This window comes from Streptomyces sp. NPDC016845, from assembly GCF_044332585.1.
Lineage (GTDB): Bacteria > Actinomycetota > Actinomycetes > Streptomycetales > Streptomycetaceae > Streptomyces.
On sequence record NZ_JBIRPI010000008.1, the window covers coordinates 211,068 to 227,097 of the forward strand.

The following is a 16,030-nucleotide window of genomic DNA, read 5'->3' on the forward strand; positions in this document are numbered from 1 at the left end:
GGGCCTTTCAGGGGTGCGGGACAGGCGACTCGACGCGCTGCCCGGCCGGCGGCTCGGCGGACGGCTCGACCAGTTGTCCAGCGGGCGGCTCGGGCGGCTGCACAGCGGACGGCTCGACCAGGTCTCCAGCGGACGGCTCGACCGGCTGACCAGCGGACGACTCGCCCAGTTGTCCAGCGGGCGGCCCGGGCGGCTGCACAGCGGGCGGCTCCGCGGCCGCGCGTTGTTGCTTTTTGCTGATCTTGCCGATGCCGGTCTGCGGGAAGGTGTCCACGAACTCGACGAGGTCGGGCACCTTGTACGCGGCCACGCCCCGCTCCCGGACGAACCGCTTCACGGCGACCGGCTTCAGCGGTTCGGCGTCGGCGCGCAGGATGACGTAGGCGAGGGAACGTTCGCCGAGGTACTCGTCGGGGACGGCGACGAGGGAGACGTCGTGGACGGCGGGGTGGGCGAGGATGATGTTCTCGATCTCCTCGGGGGCGATCTTCTCGCCGCCCCGGTTGATCTGGTCCTTGGCCCGGCCCTCGACGACGAGGTGGCCGCTCGGGGTGCGGCGCACGATGTCGCCGGTGCGGTAGAAGCCGTCGGCGGTGAAGGAGCGCGCGTTGTGCTCGGGCGCCTTCCAGTAGCCGCGGATGGTGTAAGGGCCCCGGGTCAGCAGGTGCCCGAACGAGCCCTCAGGGACGTCCTCGTCGGCGTCGTCGACCACCCGGATCTCGTCGTGCGGGGAGATCGGCCGGCCCTGCGTGGTGACGACCGTCTCGGTGTCGTCGTCCAGGCGCGTGTAGTTGACCAGGCCCTCCGCCATGCCGAAGACCTGCATGAGCTTGCAGCCGAGCGCGGGCTGGAGGCGGCGCGCGGCGGCCTCGCTGTACTTGGCGCCGCCGACCAGGACGAGTCGGAGGGAGGAGAGGTCGTAGCGGGTTTCCGGCCCCGACCGCGTCCAGACCAGGGCGAGCGGCGGGACGAGGCCCGTCATCGTGATGCGCTCCGCCGCGACGACCGGGAACGCCGTCTCCGGGTCGGTGCCCGGGGACATGACGACCGTGCCGCCCGCGTACAGCACCCCGAGCCAGCCCGGGCTGCTCATCGGGAAGTTGTGGGCGGCGGGCAGGACGACGAGGAAGCGGGTGCCGGCGTCGACGCCGCAGATCTCGTTCGAGCCCCAGAGGGAGTAGAGGTAGTCGTCGTGGGTGCGCGGGATCAGTTTGGGGCGGCCTGTGGTGCCGCCGGAGAGCTGGAGAAAGGCGAGCTCGTGCGGCTCGGGCCCGGGGAGCTCCACCGGGTCCGCGTCGACGTCCGCCAGCGCCGTGTGCTCGCCCGGGTCGCCGACCACGAAGACGTGGCGCAGGCTCGGGGTCTCCTTCTTGACCCGGGTGGCGAGGTCGCGGTGGTCGAAGCCCGCGTGCCGGTCGGGGACGACGTAGGCGACGGCCTCCGCGAAGGAGCAGAAGTACGCGATCTCCGTGTCGCGGTGCGCGGGCAGCGCGTACACCGGCAGCGCGCCGATCCGGAAGAGCGCGAAGACGACCTCGATGAACTCGCCGATGTTCGGGAGTTGGACGACGACGCGGTCTCCCTTGCTTATGCCGCGTTCGGCGAACCCGGCGGCCAGCCGGTCGGCGCGCTCGTCGAGCTGCCGGTAGGTCCAGGTGCGGCGGGTCGGCGCCGGGTCGACGAGGGCGACGCGGTCGGGGTGGGCCTCGGCGCGTTCGCGCAGGACGCCGCCGAAGGTCTCGCCGCGCCAGTACCCGGCGGCGCGGTAGCGCTCCGCGAACTCGGCGGGCCAGGTGGGCGCGTCCACGCCGGGCTGGAGGGCGTCGGCGGTCACAGGGCGGCTCCCACGGCGTTCAGGAACGTACGGAACTTGGCGCCGGTCTCGGCGGTCTCCGCCTCCGGCGACGAGGCGGCCACGACACCGGCCCCGGCGAACAGGCGGAGCAGCCCGCCCTCGGCCCGGGTCTCGGCCTCGGCGCAGCGGATGGTGACGACCCACTCGCCGTCGCCGTCCGCGTTCTGCCAGCCGACCATGCCGGTGTAGGCGCCCCGGTCGAACGGTTCGGACTCGGCGATGACCCGGCGGGCCAGCTCGGTCGGGGTGCCGCAGACGGCGGGGGTCGGGTGGAGCGCGGAGGCGAGGTCGAGGGCGGTGGTGCGGTCCGGGTCCGCTGTCTCGCCGGTGACGGTCGTCGACAGGTGCCACATCGCGGCCGTGCGTACGAGGGTGGGGCGGTCGGGGACGTCGAGGCGGGTGCAGAACGGGGCGAGGGCGTCGCGGACGGCGGCCACGACGACGGCGTGCTCGTGCAGGTCCTTCGGGGATTCGAGGAGGGCGGCGGCGCGGCGGACGTCCTCGGCGAGGTCGGCGCTGCGAGGTGCCGACCCGGCCAGGGGGTTGGCGGTGAGCCGTGCTCCGTCGCGGGCGACGAGCAGCTCCGGGCTGGCGCCGATCAGAGTGCGGCCGGGCCCGCTCGGTACGGCGAACGTGTATCCGGCCGGGTCGCGGCGGGCCAGGCGGCGCAGCATCGTGGGCAGGTCGGGGGTGTGCGGCCCGGTCAGTTCCAGGGTGCGGGCGAGCACGACCTTGTCGAACTCCCCGGCCCGCATCCGGGCGACGGCGGCGGCGACCGCGGCCCCGTACTCGGCGGCGGCGGGCACCTCGCGCACCTGCCACGCGGAGGCGTCCTCGCCGTCCGGTACGGGCAGCGCGATCAGGGGGTCCTCGCGCAGCGGGGGCGCCCATCGCACCCTGTCCGGGACGGCGAGCGAGGGCGCGGCCGCCGGGTCGAAAGGCAGGGCGCCCAGGACGACGGCGGTCTGGCCGGCGCGGCGACGCGTGTCGAGCAGCTCCTGCACGCGGCGGCTCAACGGGCCGTCTCCCGACGGCAGTTCGGCGGCTGTTCCGTGCCCCAGGAGCGTGCGGTGCGGGGTGGCCAGGAAACGGTCGGAGCCGGGGCGGTAGTCGTCGAGGAGCCCGGTCGCCGCGCCGGTCACCTCCGGTGGGGTGGTGACGGGTTCACGGACGGACGTGGTCATCGTGGCCTCCTGGGGGGGGTGGGGGTTGTGGGGCGGGCGGGCGCGAGCTCGCCGTGCGGGTGCGGTCCGTTCGGCGGCCTCCGGTGCGTCGTGGCTGGTCGCGCAGTTCCCCGCGCCCCTGAGATGCGCACTGCGTGCGCCATCTCAGAGGGAGGCGCGTCACGCGCCTCGGAGGGACGCGCGTCACGCGCCTCGGAGGGGCCCGCGGGACGCGCCTCGGAGGGACCCGCGGGACGCACGCCTCTATGGGGCTGCGGCGAAGCCGCATGCCTCAGGGGTGCGGGGAACCGCGCGACCAGCCACGACGCACCCGCAGTCGCCGAACGGACCGCACCCGCACGGCGAGAAGGCGCACCCCGCTACCCGCGGAGCGTCGCGCCGCCGTCGACGTACAGGTCGTGCATCGTGATGTGCCGCGCCCGGTCCGACGCGAGGAACGCGACCGCCTCCGCGATGTCGGACGGGTCCGCGATGCGGCCGAGGGGGATGCCGGTGCGGTGGGCGGCGAGGTCGCCGGCGATGACGGAGCTGCGGGCCGCTTCGATGTCGGCGCCCGCCGCCTCCCACATGCCGCGCTGCATGTCGGTGAGGGTCGAGCCGGGGCAGACGGTGTTGCAGCGCACGCCGTGCGCGGCGACCTCCAGGCCGAGGCATTTGACGAACATCGCGGTGGCCGCCTTCGACGCGGCGTACGCGGACATGCCCGCGCGGGGTATCCCGGCCGCGTTGGAGGCGACGGTGACGAGGGAGCCCGCGCCCCGCGCCGTCATCCGCCGGGCGACGGAGCGGCTGACGTGGAAGACGCCGTCGGTGTTGACGGCGAAGGTGGCGGCCCAGTCCTCGTCGGTGAGGTCGATCGCGGGGGCGCCGCGCAGGATCCCGGCGACGTTGACGGCGATGTCGAGGGGGCCGAGGGTCGCCTCGGCATCGGCCACGAGCGCCTCGACGGCGGCCGCGTCGGTGACGTCTAGGGGGCGTGCGGTGACCTCGGCGCCCGCGTACTGTGCCGCGACCTTCTCCACGGTGTCCGCGTCGAGGTCGGTGGCGAGGACGCGGGCGCCGCGCCCGGCGAGCGCGGCGACCACCGCCTCGCCGATCCCCCGGCCCGCCCCCGTGACGAGGGCGAGCCGGCCGGACAGTTCCCCGGCGGCCGTGTCGTCGGCCTGCCGTGCGCGTTCCTGACCGGTGATCACTTGGCCAGCGCCCCCTTGAGGTCGTCGAGCACGACCTGCGCGGAGAGCGGGCCGCCCGCGCTGTTCCACGCCGAGCCCTCGACGACCACGACGTGCTTGTCCTTCTCGGCGTTCAGCTTGCCGAAGTTGGTGACCTTCCGCGCCTCGCCGTACGCCTTCTCGCCATCGGCCTTGTCGCCGAGCGTGCCGAAGAACAGCCAGTCGCCGTCGATGGTGGAGAGCTTCTCCAGGGAGACCGGCTCGCTGTGGCCGGTGCTCGCGCCCTGCTGGTCCTTGGGCCGGGTGGTGCCGAGCGCCTGGAGGGTGGAGGCGACGACGCCGTCGCCCTTGCCGACGACCGAGGGGGCGCCGTCCTGCCAGCGGATGACGGAGACGGATCTGCCCGCGTTGTCGCCGAGCTGCTTCTTGACGTCGGCGACCTGGGTGTCGAAGTCCGTCAGCCACTTCTCGGCGTCGGCCTTCTTGTTGAGGGCGTCGGCGGTGTCGGTGAAGGACTTCTTCCAGTCCTCGTTGAGCTTGGCGGTGACGACGGTCGGCGCTATCTCCTGGAGCTTGTCGACGGTCTTCTTCGCGCCGGTCGTCTCGTCGAGGAGGATGAGGTCGGGCTGGAGCGCGGCGAGCTTCTCCATGTCGGCCTCGGCGACGGTGGCGACGACCTGCGCCCCGGACGCCTTGTCGGCGAGGTAGGTGGAGACGCCCTTCTGCCCGCGGCCCGCCGTCACGCCGACCGGCTCCACGCCGAGGGCGAGCGCCGCGTCGGTGGTCGGCTCGCTGAGCGTGACGACCTTCTTCGGGGAGCCGGGCACCTTCACCTTGCGGCCCTGGGCGTCGGTGATCTGGCGCGTGGTGGACGCCGCGGGCTTCCCCTCGCCGCTGCCGCCGGCGCTGTCGTCGCTGTCGTCACTGCTGCCGCAGGCGCTGAGGAGCAGGGCTCCCGTGACGGCGGCGCAGGACACCAGGACCGTGCGGCGGAAGGTTCGGTTGGCGGACATGTGCGTGATGCTCCTCAGGGTGAGACGGGGGGTGGTGGAACTCTGGTTTCTTGGAAAGTCAGGCGGCCTGCGGACCCAGCAGCCGGATCAGCGTGTCCGCGAGGGCGACGTGCCAGCAGGCGAAGTCGTGGCCGCCGTTGAACTCGCGCCGGGTGACCTGGTAGCGGGCCGAGTGCAAGGTGTCGTAGAGCGCCCGGCAGTGGTCGACCATGGCGCCCTCGTGCAGGCCGACGTCGAGGTGCACGGTGATGGGGCGCGGCTCGGCGTCCGCGTACCGGGCGACGAGCCAGGGCGTTCCGAAGACGTGTTTCCGCGGCCGGTCCGAGGGCGGGCCGGGCCGCCACCACAGGGACGGGGACTGGGCGATGACGTGGCCGAACCGGTCGGGCCGCTGGTGGCCCGCGTGCAGTGCGGCCATGCCGCCGAGGCTCTGTCCGGCGACGATCGTGCGCGCCGGGTCGTCGGTGACGGGCCAGCGGCCGGCCGCCCAGGGCAGCAGTTCGTCGGCGAGGAACTCCACGAAGGGGTCGCGGGCGCCGAGTTCGCGGGCCCGGGTGGCGCGGTCGACGGCGTCGGGCGCGAGCACGGCCAGCGGTGCCAGCTTCCCCTCCGCGATCAGCGCGTCGAGCGTGTGCTGCAACTGGACGCGGCCGAACCACATGTCGCCGTCGCAGAGCACGAGTACGGGCAGCGGGTCGTCGTCCGTGCGGTGGCCGGGCGGCAGGTAGGTCCAGACGTCGCGCGAGCCGCCCAGCGCGGCGGCCGCCGTACGGTGCCGTTCCACGCGCCCGGCCGGTCCCTTCCCGGGCGTCCTTGCCCACGGCTCGGCCGGAGCGTCCGGCAGGGCGAAGACCGACGACTCGGCCGCCGACCAACGGGTGGCCTGCGCGGAGGGGTTGAGCGGATCGCGCGACGCGTGCACGGCGAGTGAGCGCAGGCGTGCCTGGAGGATGTCCGGATCGGTGGGCGGCTCGGAGGCGGAGATGTCGGCGGCGATCCGGTAGGAGCCGCGGTGGTCGGCGCGCAGCCGCAGCCCGAGGTGCCAGATGTCGGTGCCCGGGGCGCGCTCCATGAGGGAGCCCGCCAGGTGCTCGCGGTCGACGAGCCGGTTGGCCATGAGCAGCACCTGCCGGGTGGTCCGGTGGCCGCGCCACAGGAAGGTGACGGCCCGGTGGTCGGGTGCGCCGTCGATCTCCTCGACGAGCGGGGTGCCGAGGTCCGTCGCGTCGCGCCAGAACTCCTCGGCGAGGCGCAGCCGTCGGGTGTCGTCGGCGGCCGTGGCCAGGTGCTTCAGGAGGTGCGCGACGCGCGGGCCGGTGACGCGCTCCGGCCGGTGGTCCGGCAAGGCGGCGGGCCGGCTGGCGGGGGCCGCGGTCTGGACGCGCATATCTCCTCTTCCTCCGGGCGGATCCGGGCAGCGGGCAGCCCGGACAGCGTTTTCGTCAACGTAATTGTCAGCAGGTGGGGTTAGGTTAGCCTAAGCTAATCACATGCTCACTGGAACCCGCCCCCGCCGGGGAGAAGCACCGCGACTGTCGGCCACCCGCCGCGGCCGCCCACCGCGCGCCGCGGGCCTGGTCCTCGGCGTGCTCCTGCTCTGCGTGGCCTCGGTGACGTCGCTGGCGGTGGGTACGGAGCACATCCCGCTCGGCGACGTGTGGTCCGGCCTGTTCTCGCCCTCGGGCTCCGCGTACGACGGCATCGTGCGCGAGCTGCGGCTGCCGCGGACGCTCATCGGGATCGCCGTCGGCGCGGCGCTCGGCCTCGCGGGCGGCGTGATGCAGGTCCTGACCCGCAACCCGCTGGCCGATCCGGGGCTGCTCGGCGTGAACGCGGGGGCGTCGGCCGCCGTCGTCACCGCGATCAGCGTGCTCGGGATCACGTCGTTCACCGGGTACCTCTGGTTCGCGCTGCTCGGTGCCGCCGTCGCCGCCGTGGCCGTGAACGCGCTCGGCGGCACCCGGGCCGCCACCCCCGTCCGGCTCGCCCTCGCCGGGACCGCCGTCAACGCCGCCCTCTTCGGCTACGTCAACGGGCTCCAGCTGTGGGACCTGAACACCCTGGACTCGATGCGCCACTGGTCGGTCGGCACGCTGGAGAAGCGCGACCCCGACCTGCTCCTCAAGGCGCTGCCGCTGCTGGTCGCGGGCGCGCTCCTGGCCTTCGCCCTGGCCCGGCCGCTCGGCGCCCTCTCGCTCGGCGAGGACCACGCCCGCGCGCTCGGCACCTCGGTGCGGCGCACCCGCACCCTCTCCGTCGTCGCCGTCACGCTGCTGTGCGGCAGCGCCACCGCCGTCTGCGGGCCGATCGGCTTCATCGGCCTGATGATCCCGCACGCGGTCCGCGCGTTCACCGGCCCCGATCCGCGGTGGCTGCTCCCCTATTGCGCCCTGTTCGCCCCGGCCCTGCTGCTCGCCGCCGACGTGATCGGCCGGGTCGTGGTGGCTCCTTCCGAGATCCAGGCGGACATCGTCACCTCGTTCCTCGGCGGCCTGCTCTTCATCCATCTCGTACGCCGGCGGAAGGTGGCCCAGCTGTGACGACGCCGGTGAAGAACGAGCGGCTGCCGTACCGGGCCGAAGTGCGTGCCGGGCGGCTGCGCGCGGGCCGCTGGTCCGTCCGGTTCGACCCCCGTACGGTCCTGGTCTGCCTGGCGCTGATCCTGGTCACGGCGTGCCTGGTGGTGCTCTCCGTCGGCACCGGGACCTACGAGCTGTCGCCCGCCGAGGTGCTGCGGACCTTCGCCGGGAACGGGCCGCCCGGCGCCGAGTTCATCGTGCTCGACCTCCGCCTCCCGCGCGCCCTCACCGCTGTCCTCGTCGGCTTCGGTACGGGCATGGCGGGCGCCGTCTTCCAGTCGCTGACCCGCAACCCGCTGGGCAGCCCGGACATCATCGGGTTCGGCAACGGTGCGTCGGCGGGCGCACTCGTCGCGATCATCTTCCTGAACGCGGGCGCGCCGCAGACCGCGTTCGGCGCGGTGCTCGGCGGCTTCGCGACAGCGGCGGCGGTCTACCTGCTCGCCTGGCGCAGGGGCGTGCACGGTTACCGGCTCGTCCTCGTCGGCATCGGCATGTCCGCGGTGCTCGGCGCGGCGACCAGCTTCCTCTACGTCCGCGCCGACATCGGCAAGGCGGCCCAGGCGGCGAGCTGGATGATCGGCTCCCTCAACGACCGCGGCTGGAGCGAGGTCCGCACGGCAGGGCTCGGCCTGCTCGTCTGCGTCCCCGTCGTCCTGGTGTACGCGCGCCGCCTCACCCTGCTCGAAATGGGCGACGACACGGCGGGGGCGCTCGGCGTGCCGCCCGAACGCAGCCGCCTGATCCTGCTGTGCGCGGGCACGGGCCTGACCGCGATGGCGGTGGCGGCGGCCGGCCCGATCCCGTTCCTCGCCATGGCGGCGCCCCAGCTGGCCCGCCGGGTCACCCGCGCGGCCGGCCCCAACGTCCTGCCCGCCGCTTGCATGGGCGCCCTCCTGGTCCCGGCGGCGGACCTGCTGACGCAGCGCGTGACCGGTTCGGCGCTGATGCCGGTGGGCGTGGTGACGGGAGTGGCCGGCGGCCTGTTCCTGGCCTGGCTGCTACTGCGCGAACGCCGTGCTCACCATCTGTGACACACCGTCGGCCACGAGCCGCACAGGAACTGGTCGCGGCGGGCGCGGGCGGGCGGCGGTGATCAGCCGGTTCGCGCCCCGCGTCACCCCGCATGCCCGCTCTGCCTCTCTGTCCCTCAGGCTCTCAGGCCCCTCAGCCCCTCACCCGACGGGCTGCCGCAGGACGGCCACCCCGCGCGGAGGCAGGACGAGAACCCCGTCCGCCAGGGCCGCACCCATGAGCACCTCACCGGTCCGGCCGGGCAGCGACACCCGCTCCTCTCCCCGGTTGACCAGGAACACGTACCGGTACCGCTCGTCCCGGCGCACCGCCGTCTCCACCACGCCCCGCACCCCCTCCGGGAGCTCCGCCTCCACGCCCGCCGGAGCGAGCAGGCCGGGCAGCAGCGCCGTCAGGCCCGCCACGCCGAGGCGCGTCGAGACGTACGCGGCCGATCCCCGGCCCGTGCCGCGGCGGGTGACCGCGGGGCGCGTCGCGTAGGGCCCCGTGCTGTAGCGGGCCAGGACCTCGACGTCCGGCCCCGTCACGTCGACGCGGTCGCTCCACACGGACCCCGCCGTCCCGTTGTCGAGGCCGACCGTGTCGCCGTCGAGCAGCGGCCCGAACTCCTCGACGCGGATGCCGAGCAGCTCCCGCAGCGCGCCCGGGTGGCCGCCGAGCCAGATGTGGTCGTTCTCGTCGACGATCCCGGAGAAGTACGTGGTCACGAGGTGGCCGCCGGTCTCGACGTACCGGGTCAGCTCCTTGCCGAGCGGCTGCGGCACCACGTGCAGGACGGGCGCGATCACGACGTCGTACGAGGAGAGGCCGGTGCCGTGGGCGGGCACGATGTCGGCGCGGACGCCGAGGCGCAGGAGCGCGGAGTACCAGTCGAGGGCCTCGCCGTGGTAGTCGAGGCGTGAGGTGGGGTGGGAGTCGTGTTCGGCGGCCCACCAGGAGTCCCAGTCGAAGAGGAGGGCGACCCGGGCGGGTTCGCGCACGGACCCGGCGAGCGGCGCGAGCGCCTCCAGGGTGCGGCCCAGCCCCACGACCGTACGGAAGACCTCGCTGTCCTCACCGGCGTGCGGGACCATCGCCGAGTGGTACTTCTCCGCGCCCGCCGCCGACTGCCGCCACTGGAAGAAGCAGACGGCGTCGGCGCCGTGCGCGACGTGCAGCAGTGAGTCGCGGGCCAGCTCGCCCGGCCGCTTGGCGAGGTTGACCGGCTGCCAGTTGACGGCGCTGGTGGAGTGCTCCATGAGGAACCACGGGCGGTGGCCCGCGATGCCGCTGGTGAGGTTGGCGGCGAAGGACAGCTCGTCGCGGTCCTGCGGTCCTGGCACGACGTAGTGGTCGTTGGCGACGAAGTCGACCTCGGCGGCCCAGTCGGCGTAGTCCATGCCCTTGGTGCCGCCCATGACCATGAAGTTGGTGGTGACGGGCGCCTCGGGGGTCAGCTCGCGCAGCACCGCGCGCTCCGCGAGCAGATGCTCCTTCAGCGCGTCGGAGGAGAACCGCTTGAAGTCGAGCTGCTGCGTCGGATTGGGGTGCGAGGCGGCGAGCCGGGGCGGCAGGAGCTGGTCCCAGTCGCTGTAGCGCTGCGACCAGAAGGCCGTTCCCCAGGCGTGGTTGAGGGCGTCGAGGGTGGTGTAGCGGCGCCGCAGCCAGGCGCGGAAGGCGTGGGCGGCGTCGTCGCTGTAGTCGTAGACGTTGTGGCAGCCCAGTTCGTTGTTGACGTGCCAGGCGACCAGGGCGGGATGGCCCGCGTACCGGGTCGCGATCTCGCGGACCAGACGCAGGGCGTGCTCGCGGAAGACGGGCGAGGTGGGCCGCCAGTGCTGGCGCGCGCCGGGCCAGAGCGTCTCGCCGGTCGCGGTCACCGGCAGGATCTCGGGGTGGGCGGTGGTGAGCCAGGGCGGCGGCGACGCGGTCGCGGTGGCCAGGTCGACGCCGATGCCGCCCGCGTGCAGCAGGTCCATCACCTCGTCGAGCCAGGCGAAGTCCCAGGTGTCGGCGGTGGGCTGGAGCCGCGCCCAGGAGAAGATCGCCAGGGAGACGATGTTGACCCCGGCCTCGCGCATCAGCCGGATGTCGTCCGCCCACACCTCCCGCGGCCACTGCTCGGGGTTGTAGTCGGCGCCGTAGCCGATCCGGCGGGCGCCGTCGGGCCCCTTCGCGTACGGGAAACGGGAGGTGTGAGGGGCGGTCATCAAGGTCCTTTCGCGGTGACGGGGGTGCGCGGGGTCATTTCCCGACGGTGAAGCCCTGCTCGTTGCCGTACTTCACGGACGCGTCCTGCCACGACTTCAGCCCCGCGGTGAGCTTCGTGCCGGAGATGTAGGCCTTGCCGACGGTGTCGTTGAAGACCGAGTTGGCGTAGACCTGGTAGGGGAGGTACTTCCAGTCGGTGGGGACGTTCTTCGCGGACTCGGCGAAGATCTTGTTGACCTTCTGGCCGCCGAAGTACGGGAACGCGGTGTCCTGGAACGACGAGGAGTCCAGGTCCTTCGTCGTCGCCGGGAACGCCCCGTTCCTGATGCGGGTCTGCACGCCCGCGCCGGCGCCCGCGTACTCGACGAAGGCGTAGGCGAGTTCCTTGTTCCCGCCAAGATCGGGCAGGGTCAGGGAGCTGCCGCCGTTCTCGGCGGAGGCGGTCGCGCCCTTCTCCCACTGCGGCAGCGGGGCCACGCGCCAGTCACCGGCGCCGCTCTTCACGCCCGAGACGAAGTTGGCTGGCATCCACGCGCCGATGGGCAGCGTGGCGATGGTGCCGTCGCCGAGGCCCTTGTACCAGTCGTCGGTCCAGCCGGTGACGGGCGCGACGAGCTTCTCGTCGACGAGCTTCTGCCAGGTGTCGGTGTACTTCTTCGCTCCCGCGTCGGTGAAGTCGACGGCGACCTCGGTGCCGTCGACCTTGTACGGGTGGGAACCGGCCTGCCACAGCAGACTGGTGGTGAGCCCGGCGTCGCCGACGTCGTTCGTGATGTACGCCTTCGGGTCCGCCTTGTGGAGCTTGCGGGCCGCCTCGACGTACTCGTCCCAGGTCGTCGGAGTGGCGATCTGGTACTTGTCGAAGACCTTCTTGTTGTAGAACAGCGCCATCGGGCCCGAGTCCATCGGCAGGCCGTAGACGCCGTCGCCCGCCTTGACCGAGTTCCAGGGGCCGGGCGAGTACGAGTCGGCCAGTTTGCCGGCGCCGTACGGCGTGAGGTCGGTGACCGACTTGGTCAGGGCGTACTGGCTGAGCGCGTAGTACTCGATCTGCGCGACGTCCGGGACGCCCTTCTTCGCCGACATGGCGTTCTGCAGCGCCTTGTACTGGTCGTTGCCGGTGCCCGCGTTGACCAGCTTGACGTCGACCTTCGGGTACTTCTTCTCGAAGTCGGCGGCGACCTGCTTCAGGGTGGGCTCCCACGCCCACACGGTGAGGGTGCCGCCCTTCTTCAGCGCGGCCTGGATGGTGTCCGAACCGACGGGCTTCTGCGAGGAGTCGTCGTCGGAGCCGCCGCAGGCGGTGGCGCCGAGGGCGAGGGCGGCGAGCAGTCCTGTGCCGCGCAGCAGGCGGCGGGGGTGCTTGGGCATGCGGGGCTTCCACTTCGTCGTGGGTTCTACGGGGATGGAGGGGGCGGGTCCTACTCCTTGACGCTTCCGGCGGCGAGCCCGGACTGCCAGTACTTCTGGAGCAGCAGGAAAGCGGCGATCAGCGGCACGATGGTGAGCAGGGAGCCGGTGACGACCAGGTTGAAGACGGCTTCGCCGCCGGCCGTCTGGCCCTGCTTGTTCCAGGCGTCGAGGCCGAGGGTGAGCGGGTACCAGTCGGGGTCCTTCAGCATGATCAGCGGCAGGAAGTAGTTGTTCCACGTCGTGACCGTGGTGAAGAGGAGGACGGTGACGGTGCCGGGCGCGAGCAGCGGCAGCGCGACCGTGAAGAAGGTGCGCAGCTCGCTCGCGCCGTCGATGCGGGCGGCCTCCATCAGCTCGGTGGGGACGGCCTCGGTGGCGAAGACCCACATCAGGTACAGGCCGAACGGTGAGATGAGCGACGGGACGATGACCGCCCACGGGGTGTCGGTCAGGCCGATCTTGCTGAACATGAGGAACGTCGGGACGGCGAGGGCGGTCGTGGGTACGGCGACCGCGCCGATGACGACGGCGAACACCGCCCGCTTGCCGGGGAACCGGAACTTGGCGAGGGCGTATCCGCCGAGGACGGCCAGGAAGGTGGCGCCGCCCGCGCCCACCACCACGTACAACAGGGTGTTGAGGAGCCAACGGCCGAAGACGCCGTCCTGGTAGGTGAAGGTCGTGCGGATGTTGTCCCAGAGGGCGAAGTCCCCGTCGAACCACAGCCCGAAGGAGGAGGCGAGCCCTTCCTGGGTCTTGGTGGCGCTGATCAGCAGCCACAGCAGCGGCAGAAGGCTGTAGAGGAGGACGATCGCGGTGAGCGCGGTCAGCAGGACGCTGCGCCGGGGGCGTCCCGGGCGGTGGGGTCGTGGCGTGCGCAGGCGCGGGGCGGCGGACCTCGGCGTATCAGCCGCGTCGAGGAGGGTGGTCATCGGGCTCACGCTCCCTTGCGCATGCCGCGCAGCTGGACGACGTAGGCGACGGCCATGGTGAGGACGCCCATGACGATGGCGACCGTCGCGGAGTAGTTGTGCTGCTGGCCGGAGAAGGACAGCGAGTACGTGTAGTAGTTCGGGGTGTAGTCGGTGGTGATCGCGTTCGGGGCGAGCTTCTGGAGGATCGCGGGCTCGTTGAAGAGCTGGAAGCTGCCGATGACCGAGAAGATGGTGGCGATGACGAGGGCGCCGCGGATCGCCGGGAGTTTGATCGCCGAGATCACCCGCCACTGGCCCGCGCCGTCGATCTCGGCGGCCTCGTAGAGGGAGTGCGGGATCACACGCAGCGCGGAGTAGAAGATCAGCATGTTGTAGCCGACGAACTCCCACGTGACGATGTTGCCGATGGAGGCGAGGAGCAGGTCGGAGGAGAGCGGGTCGGGCAGCTCGATGCCGAACGCGTCGTTGACGTCGCCGACCAGGCCGAAGCGGGTGCCGTACAGGAAGCTCCACATGAGCGTGGCGACGACGGCGGGGACCGCGTAGGGCAGGAAGACGGAGATGCGGAAGAAGTCCTTGCCGTAGAGCCGGCCGCTGTCGACGGCGAGCGCGACGAGCAGGGCGATGCCCAGCATGACCGGCACCTGGACCAGCAGGAAGAGGCCGACGCGGGTGACGCCGTCCCAGAACTGGCCGTCCTGGAGCGCCTGTCGGTAGTTGTCCGGGCCGACGAAGGTGGTGCCGCCGATGAGCTGGGTGCGGAAGAGGCTGAGGTAGACCGAGTACGCCAGCGGCGCCAGGAAGACCAGCGCAAAGACGAGCACGAAGGGGCCGATGAAGCCCCAGCCCGTCCAGGAGCGGCGCGTGCGTCGCACCGCCGGTTGAAGCGTCGTCATGTCGGGCGTCCCTCGCTCCTGCGTCCAACCGGGGCGGTACCGAATGTTTACGTAAACATTCGGTGGCCGAATGTCTACACTGCCCTGATGAACACGGTCAAGAGCCCGGCGCCCGACGGCACCGGAGGCCGGCGCCGCACCCCGAACGCGTCGATGGCGGACGTCGCCCGGGTCGCCGGGGTCTCCTCGCAGACGGTCTCCCGCGTCTCGAACGGCTTCCCCGGCGTCAACGAGGAGACGCGGCAACGGGTCCGCGCGGCGATGAAGGAGCTGGGCTACCGGCCCAACAGCGCGGCGCGCGCGCTGAAGCGCGGTGACTTCCGCACGATCGGCGTCATCACCTTCACCCTCTCCACCACGGGCAACATGCGCACCCTGGAGGCCATCGCGGTCTCGGCCGCGCACGAGGGGTACGCGGTGACGCTGCTGCCGGTCGCGGTGCCCACCCAGGACGAGGTCCGCGGCGCCTTCTCCCGCCTCGGCGAACTGGCGGTCGACGCGGTCATCGTCATCATGGAGGTCCATCTCCTCGACTCCGCGCAGCTGTCACTGCCGCCGCACGTGAAGGTCGTGGTCGCCGACTCCGACGCCGGGGACCGGTACGCCGTCGTCGACACCGACCAGGCGGGCGGCGCCCGCGACGCCGTACGCCACCTGCTCGACCTGGGCCATGCCACGGTCTGGCACCTCGCGGGGCCGTCCGAGTCGTACGCGGCGCAGCGCCGGACCGATGCGTGGCGCACGGCGCTTGAGGAGGCGGGGCGGCCGGTCCCGTCCCCGGTACGGGGCGACTGGTCGGCCGAGTCCGGCTACCGCGCGGGGCTGCGCCTGGCCGAACAGGACGGCTGTACCGCCGTGTTCGCGGCCAACGACCAGATGGCGCTCGGCCTGCTGCGCGCCCTGGACGAGCGCGGGCGCCGGGTCCCCGAGGACGTCTCGGTGATCGGCTTCGACGACATCCCGGACTCGGGCTCGTTCCAGCCACCGCTGACCACGGTCCACCAGGACTTCGCCGAGGTCGGGCGGCGCTGCGTGGAGAGCGCGCTGCGGCAGGTGCGCGAGAGCGAGGCGGAGCGGGGTACGACGCTGGTGCCTACGCGGCTCGTGGTGCGGGAGAGCACGGGACGACCGTCTCCGGGGTGACGCCGGGCCGTTCGGGACCGGTCACCTACAGGGTGACGCCCAGACCTTCGAGGACGACCGCGTTCGGCACCTCGGCGAGCGCCTTGCCGGGGACGATCAGCTTGCCTCTGCGGGTGCCGCTGCCGATGAGGACGTGCGGCAGGTCGACGACGGCCGCGTCCACCAGGACCGGCCAGTCGGCGGGGAGCCCGATGGGGGTGATGCCGCCGTACTCCATGCCGGTCTCGCCGACGGCGGTGTCCATGGCGGCGAACGAGGCTTTGCGGGCGCCCAGTTGGCGGCGCGCGACCCCGTTGACGTCGACCCGGGTGGTGGAGAGGACGACGCAGGCGGCCAGCGTGGTCTCGCCGCCGCGCCTGCCCGCGACGACCACGCAGTTGGCCGAGGTGGCGAGCAGTTCGGGCCCGTAGCGCTCGACGAAGGCCGCGGTGTCGGCCCACTCGGGGTCCGTGTCGACGCGGATCAGCTCCTGCGCGGGCACCGTGCCGCGCCAGTGCCGTACGGCGTCGGCGACGGGCCGGGTGAGGAGGTCCAGGGCGTCGGGGGCGGGGCGGGCGTCGTCGAAGGTGCCGAGGGGTGCGCGCATGGCGGCACGCTAACAGCCCGCGCCGCGCC

13 protein-coding genes are annotated in these 16,030 nt (G+C 72.7%); 3 read left to right on the top strand and 10 right to left on the bottom strand.

The window, feature by feature from the left end; translation table 11 throughout:
- Positions 1-7 precede the first annotated feature (7 nt).
- From ACH4RC_RS21960 to fes, 5 genes are all read right to left on the bottom strand, one after another.
- Entirely contained in the window at positions 8-1,834 is a 1,827-nt protein-coding gene (locus ACH4RC_RS21960) for a (2,3-dihydroxybenzoyl)adenylate synthase (protein ID WP_398203397.1), read from the bottom strand.
- A complete protein-coding gene (locus ACH4RC_RS21965) occupies positions 1,831-3,039 on the bottom strand; it encodes an isochorismate synthase (RefSeq protein ID WP_398203400.1) in 1,209 nt (402 codons plus the stop codon). Before ACH4RC_RS21965 ends, ACH4RC_RS21960 begins: the two co-directional genes overlap by 4 nt.
- Before the next feature lie 359 nt (positions 3,040-3,398).
- Positions 3,399-4,232, bottom strand: a complete 834-nt coding sequence (locus ACH4RC_RS21970) for a 2,3-dihydro-2,3-dihydroxybenzoate dehydrogenase (protein WP_398203401.1) — start codon at positions 4,230-4,232, stop codon at positions 3,399-3,401.
- The gene (locus tag ACH4RC_RS21975; RefSeq protein ID WP_398203403.1) at positions 4,229-5,224 is read right to left on the bottom strand and encodes an ABC transporter substrate-binding protein; all 996 of its coding nucleotides are present in this window, start codon (positions 5,222-5,224) and stop codon (positions 4,229-4,231) included. The genes ACH4RC_RS21970 and ACH4RC_RS21975 overlap by 4 nt, the downstream gene beginning before the upstream one ends.
- Positions 5,225-5,282: 58 nt before the next feature.
- Positions 5,283-6,611 (bottom strand): enterochelin esterase, encoded by a 1,329-nt coding sequence (fes, locus tag ACH4RC_RS21980; protein ID WP_398203405.1) that lies wholly within the window; start codon positions 6,609-6,611, stop codon positions 5,283-5,285.
- A 103-nt stretch (positions 6,612-6,714) separates the two neighbouring features.
- Between fes and ACH4RC_RS21985 the strand changes: the two genes are divergently transcribed.
- Both ACH4RC_RS21985 and ACH4RC_RS21990 read left to right on the top strand, forming a co-directional pair.
- Positions 6,715-7,764: a FecCD family ABC transporter permease gene (locus ACH4RC_RS21985; RefSeq protein WP_398203406.1), complete on the top strand. Its 1,050-nt coding sequence runs from the start codon at positions 6,715-6,717 to the stop codon at positions 7,762-7,764.
- Positions 7,761-8,837, top strand: a complete 1,077-nt coding sequence (locus ACH4RC_RS21990) for a FecCD family ABC transporter permease (protein WP_398203408.1) — start codon at positions 7,761-7,763, stop codon at positions 8,835-8,837. Before ACH4RC_RS21985 ends, ACH4RC_RS21990 begins: the two co-directional genes overlap by 4 nt.
- A gap of 141 nt (positions 8,838-8,978) precedes the next feature.
- On the opposite strand, the gene ACH4RC_RS21995 is transcribed toward ACH4RC_RS21990, so the two are convergent.
- Genes ACH4RC_RS21995 through ACH4RC_RS22010 form a run of 4 tightly spaced genes read right to left on the bottom strand, consistent with a single transcriptional unit; the run spans position 8,979 to position 14,272 of the window.
- Entirely contained in the window at positions 8,979-11,027 is a 2,049-nt protein-coding gene (locus ACH4RC_RS21995; protein ID WP_398203411.1) for a beta-galactosidase, read from the bottom strand.
- A 34-nt stretch (positions 11,028-11,061) separates the two neighbouring features.
- Entirely contained in the window at positions 11,062-12,399 is a 1,338-nt protein-coding gene (locus tag ACH4RC_RS22000; protein WP_398203412.1) for an ABC transporter substrate-binding protein, read from the bottom strand.
- A 50-nt stretch (positions 12,400-12,449) separates the two neighbouring features.
- Positions 12,450-13,373 (bottom strand): carbohydrate ABC transporter permease, encoded by a 924-nt coding sequence (locus tag ACH4RC_RS22005; RefSeq protein WP_398203415.1) that lies wholly within the window; start codon positions 13,371-13,373, stop codon positions 12,450-12,452.
- A 5-nt stretch (positions 13,374-13,378) separates the two neighbouring features.
- Positions 13,379-14,272 carry a carbohydrate ABC transporter permease gene (locus tag ACH4RC_RS22010; protein WP_398203417.1) on the bottom strand — a complete coding sequence of 298 codons (894 nt, stop codon included), beginning with the start codon at positions 14,270-14,272 and terminating at the stop codon, positions 13,379-13,381.
- Positions 14,273-14,425: 153 nt separating this feature from the next.
- Between ACH4RC_RS22010 and ACH4RC_RS22015 the strand changes: the two genes are divergently transcribed.
- Positions 14,426-15,415, top strand: coding sequence for a LacI family DNA-binding transcriptional regulator (locus ACH4RC_RS22015; RefSeq protein WP_398203597.1), 990 nt, complete (start codon positions 14,426-14,428; stop codon positions 15,413-15,415).
- 25 nt (positions 15,416-15,440) lie between these two features.
- On the opposite strand, the gene ACH4RC_RS22020 is transcribed toward ACH4RC_RS22015, so the two are convergent.
- Positions 15,441-16,001 carry a YbaK/EbsC family protein gene (locus ACH4RC_RS22020; RefSeq protein WP_398203418.1) on the bottom strand — a complete coding sequence of 187 codons (561 nt, stop codon included), beginning with the start codon at positions 15,999-16,001 and terminating at the stop codon, positions 15,441-15,443.
- Between the last annotated feature and the right edge of the window lie 29 nt (positions 16,002-16,030).

What these genes read in the sequence shown, in the direction of transcription:
- ACH4RC_RS21965 (WP_398203400.1), bottom strand. Translation starts at nt 3,039, where the DNA reads ATGACCACGTCCGTCCGTGAACCCGTCACCACCCCACCGGAGGTGACC.
- ACH4RC_RS21975 (WP_398203403.1), bottom strand. Translation starts at nt 5,224, where the DNA reads ATGTCCGCCAACCGAACCTTCCGCCGCACGGTCCTGGTGTCCTGCGCC.
- fes (WP_398203405.1), bottom strand. Translation starts at nt 6,611, where the DNA reads ATGCGCGTCCAGACCGCGGCCCCCGCCAGCCGGCCCGCCGCCTTGCCG.
- ACH4RC_RS21985 (WP_398203406.1), top strand. Translation starts at nt 6,715, where the DNA reads ATGCTCACTGGAACCCGCCCCCGCCGGGGAGAAGCACCGCGACTGTCG.
- ACH4RC_RS21995 (WP_398203411.1), bottom strand. Translation starts at nt 11,027, where the DNA reads ATGACCGCCCCTCACACCTCCCGTTTCCCGTACGCGAAGGGGCCCGAC.
- ACH4RC_RS22000 (WP_398203412.1), bottom strand. Translation starts at nt 12,399, where the DNA reads ATGCCCAAGCACCCCCGCCGCCTGCTGCGCGGCACAGGACTGCTCGCC.
- ACH4RC_RS22005 (WP_398203415.1), bottom strand. Translation starts at nt 13,373, where the DNA reads ATGACCACCCTCCTCGACGCGGCTGATACGCCGAGGTCCGCCGCCCCG.
- ACH4RC_RS22010 (WP_398203417.1), bottom strand. Translation starts at nt 14,272, where the DNA reads ATGACGACGCTTCAACCGGCGGTGCGACGCACGCGCCGCTCCTGGACG.
- ACH4RC_RS22015 (WP_398203597.1), top strand. Translation starts at nt 14,426, where the DNA reads ATGGCGGACGTCGCCCGGGTCGCCGGGGTCTCCTCGCAGACGGTCTCC.
- ACH4RC_RS22020 (WP_398203418.1), bottom strand. Translation starts at nt 16,001, where the DNA reads ATGCGCGCACCCCTCGGCACCTTCGACGACGCCCGCCCCGCCCCCGAC.